The sequence below is a fragment of the Streptomyces cynarae genome (assembly GCF_025642135.1).
GTDB lineage: Bacteria > Actinomycetota > Actinomycetes > Streptomycetales > Streptomycetaceae > Streptomyces > Streptomyces cynarae.
This window is the reverse complement of sequence record NZ_CP106793.1, coordinates 2,043,938-2,056,398: the sequence shown is the minus strand read 5'-3', so window position 1 is coordinate 2,056,398 and position 12,461 is coordinate 2,043,938. Positions and strand designations below refer to the sequence as shown.

The 12,461-nt window shown below is 71.2% G+C and carries 11 protein-coding genes; 6 read left to right on the top strand and 5 right to left on the bottom strand.

All coding sequences use genetic code 11. The annotated features are described in order from the left end of the window. Nucleotides 1-6: 6 nt before the first annotated feature. Together N8I84_RS09705 and N8I84_RS09700 are read right to left on the bottom strand one after the other, a co-directional pair. Nucleotides 7-333: a hypothetical protein gene (locus N8I84_RS09705; protein WP_263229149.1), complete on the bottom strand. Its 327-nt coding sequence runs from the start codon at nt 331-333 to the stop codon at nt 7-9. 84 nt (nt 334-417) lie between these two features. Further along, nucleotides 418-1,191, bottom strand: coding sequence for a hypothetical protein (locus N8I84_RS09700; protein WP_263229148.1), 774 nt, complete (start codon nt 1,189-1,191; stop codon nt 418-420). A 541-nt stretch (nt 1,192-1,732) separates the two neighbouring features. Between N8I84_RS09700 and N8I84_RS09695 the strand changes: the two genes are divergently transcribed. From N8I84_RS09695 to N8I84_RS09685, 3 genes are all read left to right on the top strand, one after another. Continuing rightward, complete coding sequence (locus tag N8I84_RS09695; RefSeq protein ID WP_263229147.1) at nt 1,733-2,389, top strand: LysM peptidoglycan-binding domain-containing protein; 657 nt, start codon at nt 1,733-1,735, stop codon at nt 2,387-2,389. A gap of 240 nt (nt 2,390-2,629) precedes the next feature. Beyond that, nucleotides 2,630-3,424: a hypothetical protein gene (locus N8I84_RS09690; RefSeq protein ID WP_263234714.1), complete on the top strand. Its 795-nt coding sequence runs from the start codon at nt 2,630-2,632 to the stop codon at nt 3,422-3,424. Nucleotides 3,425-3,470: 46 nt separating this feature from the next. Then, nucleotides 3,471-4,508: a helix-turn-helix transcriptional regulator gene (locus N8I84_RS09685; RefSeq protein WP_263229146.1), complete on the top strand. Its 1,038-nt coding sequence runs from the start codon at nt 3,471-3,473 to the stop codon at nt 4,506-4,508. Here the strand turns inward: N8I84_RS09685 and ctaD are convergent. After that, nucleotides 4,390-6,081, bottom strand: a complete 1,692-nt coding sequence (ctaD, locus tag N8I84_RS09680; RefSeq protein WP_263229145.1) for an aa3-type cytochrome oxidase subunit I — start codon at nt 6,079-6,081, stop codon at nt 4,390-4,392. The genes N8I84_RS09685 and ctaD overlap by 119 nt on opposite strands. A gap of 433 nt (nt 6,082-6,514) precedes the next feature. On the opposite strand from ctaD, the gene N8I84_RS09675 reads away from it, so the two are divergent. Further along, nucleotides 6,515-6,730 (top strand): I78 family peptidase inhibitor, encoded by a 216-nt coding sequence (locus tag N8I84_RS09675; protein WP_263229144.1) that lies wholly within the window; start codon nt 6,515-6,517, stop codon nt 6,728-6,730. Nucleotides 6,731-6,832: 102 nt separating this feature from the next. Here the strand turns inward: N8I84_RS09675 and N8I84_RS09670 are convergent, their stop codons facing one another. Together N8I84_RS09670 and N8I84_RS09665 are read right to left on the bottom strand one after the other, a co-directional pair. After that, a complete protein-coding gene (locus N8I84_RS09670) occupies nt 6,833-7,849 on the bottom strand; it encodes a phosphatase PAP2 family protein (protein WP_263229143.1) in 1,017 nt (338 codons plus the stop codon). Nucleotides 7,850-8,089: 240 nt separating this feature from the next. Next, the gene (locus tag N8I84_RS09665; protein WP_263229142.1) at nt 8,090-9,262 is read right to left on the bottom strand and encodes a glycosyltransferase family 39 protein; all 1,173 of its coding nucleotides are present in this window, start codon (nt 9,260-9,262) and stop codon (nt 8,090-8,092) included. Between the two features lie 258 nt (nt 9,263-9,520). Between N8I84_RS09665 and N8I84_RS09660 the strand changes: the two genes are divergently transcribed. Continuing rightward, nucleotides 9,521-11,122, top strand: a complete 1,602-nt coding sequence (locus N8I84_RS09660) for an MFS transporter (RefSeq protein ID WP_263229141.1) — start codon at nt 9,521-9,523, stop codon at nt 11,120-11,122. A gap of 125 nt (nt 11,123-11,247) precedes the next feature. Beyond that, nucleotides 11,248-12,438 carry an acyl-CoA dehydrogenase family protein gene (locus tag N8I84_RS09655; RefSeq protein ID WP_263229140.1) on the top strand — a complete coding sequence of 397 codons (1,191 nt, stop codon included), beginning with the start codon at nt 11,248-11,250 and terminating at the stop codon, nt 12,436-12,438. Nucleotides 12,439-12,461 lie beyond the last annotated feature (23 nt).

Genomic DNA, 12,461 nt, shown 5'->3' with positions numbered 1-12,461 from the left:
CCCTGCTCACAGTCCCCTGCGTGGTGCGGGCGGCAGCGCCGGGACGTGGTGCATGCCGCGGGCGTGCCGCGCCACCTGCTGCCAGACGCTGGCCGCCGAGGCCGTATGGCCGTGCTGGGCGGCCAGATGCCCGGTCCCGTGCTGGGGGGAGGCGGAGAAGGCGGTGAAACCCAGCTCCTCCTCGCCGCTGCGGTCGCCCGGGCACGCCCGGAAGGCCCTGACGTACTCGGCGTAGAGCGCGTCGTAGATCGGTGTGGCGGAGGGGTCCTGGGTCGGTGCCCCGGAGCGGATCGGCTGGTAGGACTGGCGGCGGGGGACGTCATATGCGTGCACGTAGGTGCCAACGACCCCGCCGCTCAAGGGATGCGCACGATTAGTCCGCTTTCGGCAGCGGCGGCGCCCTGGAGGAGCGCAGCCTCAGATGCCCGCCAGAGGCAGCGCCGCGGCCACGAGTTTGCCGTTCGCCGCCGCCCTGTCCAGCGCCTCACGCAGCAGGTCCTCGCGCGGCTGACGCCCGATCGATCCCACCGGCGCGGCGAACATCAGCACCTGCTGGTGCTTGTTGGCGGCCGCCCGCCACCCGTCCGTCACCTGCAGCGGCTGGTGGGCCTGCCACCATGCCACCGGCTGCCCGCCGTTCGCCCCGGGCTGCAATACCGCGTGCAGCTGGCCCACGGCGAGCAGCACCGACCAGCCGTGCAGCACCGGCGGCACCGACTCGATCGCCGTCAGCGGCATGAAGCCCTGCTCGATGAGCAGCGGCAGGAAGTCGTCGCCGATCCCGGTCGTGCCCGGGCGCGCGATCGGCGCGGTCGGCTCCACGACGAGCGCCGGGTGCAGCTCTCCGGCGATCAGGACGAGTCCGCTGGTGACACCGAGAACCGCCTGCTCGGGTACGGCCGTGCCGGGCCCCTGGTCGGCGGTGATGGAGCGGACGGCGCCCTGCAGCTGTTCCTCTGTGACCTGGACGACCTGGGAGGGCAGGCAGGTGGCGTGGGCAAAGGCGAGGACGGCCGTCTCCTCGCCGACGAACAGGACGGTGCTGGTGCGCTCCTGTGAGGAGTCGCCCGGGGTGCGGCAGGAGGTGCAGTCGTAACTGCCCGGGGTGTTGTCTCCGGCGAGCAGCCGGTCGGCTTCTTCGTCGCCGATCTCGGCGCGTACGGCGTCGCTGACGTCGAGCATGCGCGGCACGGGTGGCTCCCTCGGGATGCGGTACGTGACGGTGCCGGGTGGCTCCCGGCCCATGAGCCCGGGGGTCCCCGGCTCATGAAGATGACAACGGGCGATCTGTGGCCGGAGTCACGCCCGAAGGCGAACGGAATCGAACCAACCAGCGCGCAGGGTGAAGCTCCCCGCGGAATCGGTTACTCCATGTCAACCTCTCTGTCTCCGCGGCGAGTTGGTTCCGTGAGGTGACTCACAGACCGTCGCGTTCGCTGGTCGACAAATCCGGAAATCAGCGAATGAAGTGGGTGGCCTGAAATCGCCGATACCCGCGGTAACAGCCAACTGGCCTCGAATGACATGGAGTTGGTTGATTCCGGGCCGCCGACCTCCTTACATTCCTCCGCCGTGTGCAACGAGCACCGCCCGGGTACGTCCACCGGCCGCGCCGCACAGCCGGCGCGCAGCACCACCTCCGGTGGACGGGGCGGAGTGCGACGACCGCGTTCCATGCGCGGGACGGCGCGCTCTCGCCTTGGGGGATCCGGGTCTGTGGAGAGGGAATTACATGTCCGAATGTGCCGATAACACCCGTAAGACTCGTACGACCCGTAACTCGGCGGTCCTCGCCGGCGCGGCTCTGCTCGCCCCGCTCGGACTGCTCGCCGCGACCGGCAACGCCGCTGCGGCCGACGGTGGAGTGTGGGACCGCATCGCCCAGTGCGAAAGCGGCGGGAACTGGCACATCAACACCGGCAACGGCTACTACGGAGGACTGCAGTTCTCCGCCGGCACCTGGCGCGCGTACGGCGGTACGGCCTACGCCCCGACCGCCGACCAGGCCTCCCGCCAGGCGCAGATCGCCGTCGCCACCAAGGTCCAGCAGGCCCAGGGCTGGGGCGCCTGGCCGGTCTGCTCGCAGCGTGCCGGCGCCTACGGCAGCGCGCCCGCCGCATCGGGCGCCGAGGTGAGCACCCGCTCCTCCTCGAAGGCGGCCACCACCGAGTCCGCCCCGGCGAAGCAGTCGTGGAAGGCGCCGCAGCGCTCGACGGGCCATGTCAACCGCAGCGCGTCCCGCGGTGACTACACCGTGCGCCAGGGCGACACGCTCAGCGGCATCGCCGAACGGCACGGCACCACCTGGCAGCGGCTGTACGAGCGCAACAAGGCGGTCATCGGCGGCGACCCCGACCTGATCGTTCCGGGGCAGCGGCTCGAACTCTGACCGCGCCCGCCTCTCGGGCCCCGACGTCACAGCGGGACGTCGGGGCCCGACGCGTTCGTGCACCGTCGACGGGCTGCCGCTCCCCGTGGCCGTGAGCAGCCGCCCCGCCTCCGACGACGCGCACGAGCTGCCCGTCCGTGGGAGGCTGGGAGGACAGCGCCTTCGGGACCGGAGGGACGAACCGCACGACGTACAGCGTCGCGATCGCGGTCGCCGAGCAGCACGACGTGGCCCCGCATGATGACCGAGCCCTCACACACCGCCCCGCCCGTGTCCGCCGACTGCGTCGCCGACACCGCGGGAGGGCTGACCTTCGACATCGGCATCGCCGAGCCGGGTCCTGCCCACCTGGTGCTGCGCCGCCGCGACGGCGAGGAGTGCGCGCTGCCTCTGGCTCCCGCCGAGGGCGGCCGGCTGCGCGCCGCCCTGCCCAGCAGCGTCGACCTGCCCGAGGGCCGCTGGGACGCCTACGCACGGTTCGCCGAGGACGAGCGGCACCCCCTCGTCCCGGGCGTCAGTGACCTGCGGTCCCTCGTCGACCGCGTGCCCGGGGAAACGGCCGCCCGGATCGCCGTCCGCATCCCGTACACCACCAGGCAGGGCACCCTGGCCGTCCGCAGCTGGCTGCGCGCCCCGCACGCCGAGGCCGGAGAACTGCACCTCACCCAGGGCGGGTTCACCGTGAGCGGCCGGGTGTACGGCACCGGGCTCGGGCCCGACGCCTATGCCGAGGTCCGCGAGCGGAGCTGCGCGGAGAAGGTGCTGCGCGCGGACGTCACCGCCGAGGAGGCGGAGTTCGGCTTCACCGTTCCCTACGCGCCGCTCGACCCCGGCATCTGGGACTTGTGGCTGCGCCCGGCGGGGGAGGAGGGGCCCCGGGTGCGGATCGCACGGCTGCTCGACGACGTCGTGGACAAGAAGCCGGTCTTCCGCTACCCGAAGGCCGCGGTGCGGGCGGAGCACGGTGAGGTCCGGGCCCGGCCCTACTACACCGTCGACAACGACCTGTCGGTGACCGTCAGCGCCGTGAGCTGACCGCTTTGCGGACAAGCCCGGCCGCCGGGCCTGGCAGACTCGGCCCATGCTGGACACCTCGGCCCGACTGCTGCGCCTGCTGTCCCTGCTCCAGGCCCACCGCGAATGGTCCGGAGTCGACCTCGCGCAGCGGCTGGGCGTCAGCCCCCGCACCGTCCGCCGCGACGTGGAACGGCTGCGCGACCTCGGCTACCCCGTCAACGCCAGCCCCGGGACCGGCGGCGGCTACCAGCTCGGCGCGGGAGCCGAACTGCCGCCCCTGCTGCTGGACGACGACGAGGCGGTCGCCGTGGCCGTGGGGCTGCGCACGGCCGCCGGACAGGGCATCGAGGGCATCGGCGAGAGCTCCGTCCGCGCCCTCGCCAAGCTGGAGCAGGTGCTGCCCGACCGACTGCGCCGCCGCGTCGGCGCCCTCAACGCCTTCACCGTGCCGATGCTGCGCGGGCCCGCCCCGTCCCCCGTGGACCCCGGCGTCCTCACGGAGCTGGCCCACCTGTGCCGGGACGCGGAGCGGCTGCGCTTCGAGTACCGCGACCACGAGGGCGCCGCCACCCGCCGTACGGTCGAGCCGCACCGCCTGGTGTGCACCGAGCGCCGCTGGTACCTGGTCGCCTGGGACCTCGACCGCGACGGCTGGCGCACCTTCCGCGTCGACCGCATCAGCCCCAAGCCGCCGCACGGCCCCCGCTTCACCCCGCGCACACCGCCGGCCGACGACCTGGCCGTCTACGTGTCGCGGGGCGTCTCCACGCGCGCCTACGCCGCGCAGGCCGTCCTGCGCCTGCTGGTGCCGCTGCACGAGGCGGCCGAACGCATCTCCCCGTCGGCCGGGACCCTGGAGGCGGAGGGCGATGGCAGCTGTCTGCTGCGCACCGGGGCGCCCAGCCTCGAGGCGATGGTGGTTCATGTGATGATGACCGGCTTCCCCTTCGAGATCCTGGAGCCCGCCGAGCTCATCGAGACCGTCAGGACGGCTCGTGACCGGCTTGATGCCGCTCTGGCTCGGGCTGAGGGGCCTGACCGGCGTACAGCGGATGGTGCAGGTCGAACGCCGGGGACTCCGAGCGGATCCGGGGCAGCGTGACGAAGTTGTGCCGCGGTGGCGGGCACGAGGTCGCCCACTCCAGGGAGCGGCCGAAGCCCCACGGGTCGTCGGACTCCACCTTCGGCGCGTACTGGGCGGTGCGCCACACGTTGTAGAGGAACGGCAGCGTCGACAGGCCGAGCAGGAGGGCGCCGATCGTCGAGACGGTGTTGAGCGCGGTGAACCCGTCGGCGGCCAGATAGTCGGCGTACCGGCGGGGCATGCCCTCCGCGCCCAGCCAGTGCTGCACCAGGAACGTGGTGTGGAAGCCGGTGAACAGCGTCCAGAAGTGGATCTTGCCGAGCCGTTCGTCGAGCATCCTGCCGGTGAACTTGGGCCACCAGAAGTAGAAGCCGCCGAAGGTCGCGAAGACGACCGTGCCGAAGACCACGTAGTGGAAGTGGGCGACCACGAAGTACGAGTCGGTGACGTGGAAGTCCAGCGGCGGCGACGCCAGGATCACCCCGGTCAGTCCGCCGAACAGGAACGACACGAGGAAGCCGGTCGCCCACAGCATCGGCGTCTCGAAGGACAGCGAGCCCCGGAGCATCGTGCCGCTCCAGTTGAAGAACTTCACCCCCGTCGGCACCGCGATCATGAAGGACATGAACGAGAAGTACGGCAGCAGCACCGCCTGCGTGGCGAACATGTGGTGCGCCCAGACGACGATCGACAGGCCGGTGATCGCCATCGTGGCGCCGACCAGGGTCAGATAGCCGAAGATCGGCTTGCGGCTGAAGACCGGGATGATCTCCGTGATGATCCCGAAGAACGGCAGCGCGATGATGTAGACCTCGGGATGGCCGAAGAACCAGAACAGGTGCTGCCACAGGATGGCGCCGCCGTTGGCGGCCTCGAACACCTGCGAGCCGAACCGCCGGTCCGCCTCCAGGACCAGCAGCGCCGCGGCCAGCACCGGGAACGCCATCAGGACGAGGATCGACGTGAACAGCGTGTTCCAGGTGAAGATCGGCATCCGGAACATCGTCATCCCCGGCGCGCGCATCCCGACGATCGTCGTCAGGAAGTTCACCGCGCCGAGGATCGTGCCGAAGCCGGCCAGCGCGAGCCCCAGGATCCACAGGTCGGCGCCGATGCCCGGCGTGTGCTCGTGGCTGTTGAGCGGGGCGTAGGCGAACCAGCCGAAGTCGGCGGCGCCGTCCGGCGTCAGCAGCGACCCCAGCACGATCAGCCCGCCGAACAGGAACAGCCAGTACGACAACATGTTCAGTCGAGGGAACGCCACATCGGGGGCGCCGATCTGCAGCGGCATGATCTCGTTCGCGAAGCCCGCGAAGCTCGGGGTCGCGAACAGCAGCAGCATGATCGTGCCGTGCAGGGTGAACAACTGGTTGTACTGGGTGTTGCTCATGATCTGCAGGCCGGGCCGGGCCAGTTCCGCGCGCATCAGCAGCGCCATGACGCCGCCGATCAGGAAGAAGCCGAACGACGTGATCAGATAGAGGTGGCCGATCTTCTTGTGATCGGTGGTCGTCAGCCAGTCGACGACCAGTCGCCCGGCCCGCCTCGTCGGTGCGGGCCCCGCGATCGCCCGCGCCGTGTCCGTGCCCATGCTTGCCTCTCACTCGTCGCGCCCTGGGCCTGCCGGCGCCCGCGGCTCGGCACTCCCGCGTGCTCATGCCATGCTGCGCGCGCCGCCGACGGCTCCGACCGCGGACATACGGGGATTCTGTGCTGAAGCCGTGTGTTTCTCATGCGGAGTCAGGCGGCGCGGACATCCCTTAATCGAAATGGAAAGAGCAGCCGGTGAACTGCGTGCCTGGCTTTCCGCTGGGTTATTCCGAACCCCTTCCGACCGTGGTCAAGCTAGTCCCGAATTACGTTCGGCGGCGTGCGCGGCGCGACCGGAACCGCCCGTACGTGTGACGCCGTTGGGGCGAAACGGGTGTCGTGATCCTGTGACAGAAGCGTGATCAGAGGGGTATCAGAGCCTCCTGTGGCGCACCGGGCTTCCGCCTCGGGAGCGCGCGGCCTACGGTGGCGGCATGGCACCCCATCCCACACCTGACGCCGAACCCGAGGACTCCCCGGAGCGTTACGTCGGCCTGGAGGCCGGGCAGGCCGAGCGGCTCGCCCGCGAGCGCGGCTGGCGCACGGTCCGCTCGCTACAGCCGGGCTCGATCATCACCATGGAGTACCTCTTCGGACGGATCAACTTCGAGGTCGAGGGCGGCAGGGTCAAGCGCTCCTGGAAGGGCTGACCGAACCGCGCGCACGCATGACGAAGGCCCCGGCTCGCAGAAGCCGGGGCCTTCGTCATGCATGCGGGTGGGTGTGCGTACCGGTCCCGCGATGTGCGCCGCTCAGCCGCCCGCCAGGGGGCGGGCCGAGGCCGTGCCGCGCGAGGCGCGGTCCGAGTGCGGCGGGCGGCGGCTGCCCACCGGGGTGACCGGGGTGCGTTCCGCCCGTGCCATGTGCGGTCCCGGGGCCAGGTACGCCGGTGAGCGGGAGGCGCGGGAGGCGGTCACCGGCTCCCGCGCGGTCACCGGCTGCTCGGCGACGCGCGGGCCGAGGACCAGCGACGGGGCGCCGACCGGGGCCGGAGCGGGCACCGGGGCGGCACGGCGGCTGCGCACGCGGTCCCTCAGCGCCAGGATGCGGACCTCGGCGGTGGCGATCGGCGACTCGAACCAGGGCAGCGCCAGCAGGATGAGCAGGCCCGCGGCCCAGCCGAGGAGCACGTCGCTCAGCCAGTGCGTACCGAGGTAGACGGTGGTCATGCCGACGCCCAGGGAGGTCACCGCGGAGAGCGCGGACAGCCAGCGTCTGGCTCGCGGCGTCGAGGCCAGATAGGCGAGGATGCCCCAGGTCACAACGGCGTTGGCGGTGTGACCGGAGGGGAATATATCGCCGCCGCGCCACATCTCGTTCGACCCGATCACGGTCGCGTAGTGCGGTCCGAGACGGCCCATGCCGTACTTGGCGGCACCGACCGTGATGTTGAGCAGCAGCAGTGCCGCTGCCAGGGTGAGCAGCGGGCGCAGGGTGTGCTGCCGCCAGGAGCGCCAGCCGAGCCAGGCCGCGACCATCACCGCGGTGGGGCCGCGCTGGCCGAGTACCACGTAGTAGTCGAGGAACGCGTGGATCTGCGGCCACTGCTGATACGGCCGGAAGAACATGACCTGCCAGTCGAGCCGGACCAGCCAGGAGGAGACGACGACGGCCCACACGATCGCCAAGTAGAAGGCCAGAGTTGCCGAGAAGAGAACAACTCGGTGCCGGCTCATCCTGGGCACGTCGATGTGGGCCGGTCGGCTCGGCTCGCGGTCCAACCGGGCGAAGACCCGCTCCCAACGGCTCAGCTTTCGTTCGGTACGCACTCAATCGACGTTACAGCGGGTGAGCTGTGAACCCGCCCGAAACACTGGGGTTGTGATGACGATGTGATGTGGGATTCCTCTCAACAGGGCGTTTATTTCAACTGATTCCGCAATGAGCTGCGAGGAGTGGCCTTCAATTCCATTGATCTTCGGGCGTCCACGTTTCATTGGCCCTTATCTATTCGTTCACCAATGCCGGGGCTCAATTCCCGGGCCGATCACCGCCCGTCGCGGAGTGGATCACAGGGGACCGGAGCCGTTCAGCCACAACGCTCCGTAGACGGCCGATGCCACGACGACACCGCCGAGCACCGACGCCGACGTCGGTGTCCGTCCCCGGGCGAGAGCACGGGCGAGGGGCAGCAGCAGGGGGAAGGCGGGCATCAGGAGGCGCGGTTTGGAGCCGAAGTAGCTTGCCGCGCCGAGCGCGAGCGCCGTGACCACGCCCGTGTACACGAGCAACGGCAGCGGCTGGCCCTGCCGTACGCACACCACGTACAACCAGATGATCAACGCGACCCCGGCCACCAGGCCCACGCCGGCCGGCACCGAGGCCAGGGAGGTGAACTTGGCGGCGGCGAAGCGCGCGAAGGCGTAGCCGCCGTCGAAGCCGTTGCGCCAGCCCGCCTGGACGTCGAGGTAGCCGAGCGGGCCCCGGCCGGTGCGGTGGCCGACCCACAGGACGTACCCGGCGGCGCCGAGCGGGGCGAGGAGCATCCCCAGCGCCCGGCGGACCGGGTCGTCGGGCCGCCCGTCCACCGCCGACGTGCCCCGGTCGCGCACGTACGGACGGATCGCCGCCACCCATACGGCCACGACCACGGCCGCACCGACCGGACGGGTCAGGCCCGCGAGCGACGCGAGGACACCCGCACTCACCCAGTGGTCCGTCAGCACCGCGTACAGCGCCCAGGCGGCGAGCGCGGTGAACAAGGACTCGCTGTACGCCGTCGACTGCACGACGCCGACAGGCAGCGCCGCCCACACCAGCACCGCGCACACTCCGGTACGGCGCCCGTACACATGGTCCGCGACGGCGAAGATCCCCCAGGCCGCGGCGAGCGAGGCGAGCGTCGAGACGGCCAGGCCCGCGTCGGCGTACGACAACGGGGTGAGCGCCGCGCCGAGCCGCTCCAGCCAGGGCAGCAGCGGGAAGAACGCGAGGTTGGAGTGGACGTCGCCGTTCGGCAGACGGACCTCGTAGCCGTAACCGAGAGCGGCGACCCGGGTGTACCACAGCGAGTCCCAACGAGCGCTCAGCAGCGTGTGCGGGCTCGTGCCGCGCGCCGCGCTCCACACGGCGAGCACGACGAGCCCCAGGGCACGCACGGCGGCGTACCCCGCGAGGGCGGGAGCGGCCCGGCGCACGGTGCCGGTGGGGGGCGGCACCGGGCGCGCTGCAAGATCGGTCACGCGCTCGATTATCGATGCCGTACGGAACCGGAGCGGTCATCCGCGCGTGGTGCACCCGGGAAGGCGTGGCGCATACCACACTCTCTCCCAAAGGAACGTGAGAGGTCTGCCACGCGACAGCCGGGGGAACTCGCGTACGCTGACGAATCACTCGCTTCGTTGCGTGGGCCCGGAGTACCGCTCCTACCGGCCGCTACCGCGGGGACGTCCCCACCTCGTGGATCCGCCGAAGCGAGGCACCATCTGGGAGGTACGTACATGTCCGGGACGACCACGGCCGCCGCTCGGCTGCGCCGTAGGACGGCCGGGGCGGGTGCCAACCGCTGGGTCGTGCTCGTCGTCCTCTGCGTGAGCCTGCTGCTCGTCGCCCTCGACGCGACCGTGCTGCACGTGGCGATGCCCGCCGTCACCGAGGACCTCAAGCCCGGCGCGATAGAGCTGCTCTGGATCGTCGACACCTATCCGCTCGTCTGTGCCTCGCTGCTGATCCTGTTCGGCACGCTGGGCGACCGGATCGGCCGCAGACGCGTCCTGCTGCTCGGTTACGGACTCTTCGGCGTCGCCTCCGGCGTCGCCGCCCTCGCCCAGGACGCCCAGGTGCTGATCGCGGCGCGGGCGCTGCTCGGCGTGGGCGGCGCGATGATCATGCCGGCGACGCTGTCCATCCTGCGCCAGGTGTTCCCCGACCGGCGCGAGCGGGCGCTGGCGATAGGCATCTGGAGCGCGGTGGCCGCCGTGGGGGCGGCGGTCGGTCCGCTGCTCGGCGGCTTCCTGCTCGAGCACTACTGGTGGGGTTCGGTCTTCCTGATCAACATCCCGCTGATGCTGGTCAGTCTGCCGGTCGGACGGCTGCTGCTGCCCGAGTCGAGGGGGGAGCGGGACGGCCCGTGGGACGTGGTCGGTGCGCTCATGGCGGCCGGCGGCCTCTTCGGGCTGGTGCTCGGAGTGAAGCGGCTCGGCGGCGGTGAGCCGCCGATCGCCCCGGCCACACTGCTGCCGCTGCTGGTGGGCGCGGCCCTGCTGGTGGGTTTCGTACGGCGGCAACGACGCCGCGCGCACCCCCTGGTGGACCTGAGGATGTTCGCGCGCCCGGCGTTCAGCACATCGGTGGGGTGCATCGTGCTGGCGATGCTCGCGCTGGTCGGTCTGGAGCTGATCGCGGCGCAGTACCTGCAACTGGTGCTGCGTCTCTCGCCGCTTCAGACGGGCCTCAGGCTGCTGCCGCTGACGTTCGCGGCGATGGCGGCGGGCCTGGTCGGCTCCCACCTGCTGCACCGGTTCGGTCCGCGCCGGATGGTCGCCGTCGGCTTCTGCCTCACGGCCGCGGCGGTGCTCCTGCTGACGGCGATGGGCGGGGAGGACGACCCGGCACTGCTGCTGTCCGGTTTCGTTCTGCTGGGCTTCGGGCTGGAGACCACGCTGTTCGCGGCGTACGAGTCGATGCTGAGCGAGGCGCCGCAGGAGCAGTCCGGTGGCGCGGCGGCGATCGGCGAGACGTCCTACCAGCTGGGCGCGGGCATCGGCATCGCGCTCCTGGGCAGCGTGATGAACGCGGCGTACGCGCCCGGACTGTCCTCGGTGCCCGGAGTCCCGGCGGGGGCGTCACGGGCGGCGGGGCACTCGCTGGGGGAGGCGTACGAGGTGGCGGACCGGCTGGGCGGTGCGCGGGGCGCCGCACTGCGACACGCCGCACGGGACTCCTTCGTGCACGGCCTGCATGTGACGCTGCTGGTGAGCGCGGGGCTGTTGCTGATGGGGGCCTTGATGGCGGTGAGGCTGCCGCGGGTGATGCACTGCGAGGCCCCGCCGACGGCGGTGCCGACCTCGCGCGAGGCCGCCGACACGCGCGTCTCGGCGTAGCCGGGGCCCCGCCGGCCGGGCGGGCCCGAGCCCGGTACTGGACGTGGAGCGCACCGCGTCGTAGCGTCGGCCCCGTCCAACCCTGGCTAGCGCTGTTAGTTTTCAGTGTCACGGAGGCTGCCCGCATGACCGCGTCCTCGACGTTGCCGCCCTTCGACCCGGCCGACCCGCTGGGGATCGACGACCTGCTGGACGCCGAGGACCGCGCCATCCGCGACACCGTACGGACCTGGGCGGCGGACCGCGTGCTGCCCTATGTCGCCGAGTGGTACGAGAAGGGCGAGCTGCCCGGCATCCGCGAGCTCGCCCGTGAGCTGGGCGGCATCGGCGCCCTCGGCATGTCGCTCAGCGGCTACGGCTGCGCGGGAGCCGGCGCCGTGCAGTACGGGCTCGCCTGCCTGGAACTCGAGGCCGCGGACTCCGGCATCCGGTCCCTGGTCTCCGTGCAGGGCTCCCTCGCCATGTACGCCATCCACCGCTTCGGCAGCGAGGAGCAGAAGCAGCAGTGGCTGCCGCGTATGGCCGCCGGTGAGGTCATCGGCTGCTTCGGGCTCACCGAACCCGACCACGGCTCCGACCCGGCCTCGATGCGGACGTACGCCAAGCGCGACGGCTCCGACTGGGTCCTGAGCGGCCGCAAGATGTGGATCACCAACGGCTCCGTCGCCGGGGTCGCCGTCGTCTGGGCGCGCACCGACGACGGCATCCGCGGGTTCGTCGTACCCACCGACAGCCCGGGCTTCTCCGCCCCGGAGATCAAGCACAAGTGGTCCCTGCGCGCCTCCGTCACCAGCGAGCTGGTCCTGGACGACGTACGGCTGCCCGCCGACGCCGTACTCCCCGGTGTCGCAGGACTCAAGGGACCGCTCAGCTGTCTCTCCCACGCCCGCTACGGGATCGTGTGGGGTGCCATGGGGGCCGCCCGGTCGTGCTTCGAGGCCGCCGTGGAGTACGCGAAGAGCAGGGAACAGTTCGGCAGGCCCATCGGGGGGTTCCAGCTCACCCAGGCCAAGCTCGCCGACATGGCGGTCGAACTGCACAAGGGGATTCTGCTCGCCCACCATCTGGGGCGGCGCATGGACGCGGGACGGCTGCGTCCCGAACAGGTCAGCTTCGGCAAGCTCAACAACGTCCGCGAGGCCATCGAGATCTGCCGCACCGCGCGCACGATCCTCGGCGCCAACGGGATCTCCCTGGAGTACCCCGTGATGCGGCACGCCACCAACCTGGAGTCGGTGCTCACCTACGAGGGCACCGTCGAAATGCACCAGCTCGTGCTGGGCAAGGCGCTCACCGGACTCGACGCCTTCCGATGACCCGGAACCCGGGAGCGGGCAGG

Coding starts and splice junctions, on each gene's coding strand:
- N8I84_RS09695 (WP_263229147.1), top strand. CDS start 1,733: ATGTCCGAATGTGCCGATAACACCCGTAAGACTCGTACGACCCGTAAC.
- N8I84_RS09690 (WP_263234714.1), top strand. CDS start 2,630: ATGACCGAGCCCTCACACACCGCCCCGCCCGTGTCCGCCGACTGCGTC.
- N8I84_RS09685 (WP_263229146.1), top strand. CDS start 3,471: ATGCTGGACACCTCGGCCCGACTGCTGCGCCTGCTGTCCCTGCTCCAG.
- ctaD (WP_263229145.1), bottom strand. CDS start 6,081: ATGGGCACGGACACGGCGCGGGCGATCGCGGGGCCCGCACCGACGAGG.
- N8I84_RS09675 (WP_263229144.1), top strand. CDS start 6,515: ATGGCACCCCATCCCACACCTGACGCCGAACCCGAGGACTCCCCGGAG.
- N8I84_RS09660 (WP_263229141.1), top strand. CDS start 9,521: ATGTCCGGGACGACCACGGCCGCCGCTCGGCTGCGCCGTAGGACGGCC.
- N8I84_RS09655 (WP_263229140.1), top strand. CDS start 11,248: ATGACCGCGTCCTCGACGTTGCCGCCCTTCGACCCGGCCGACCCGCTG.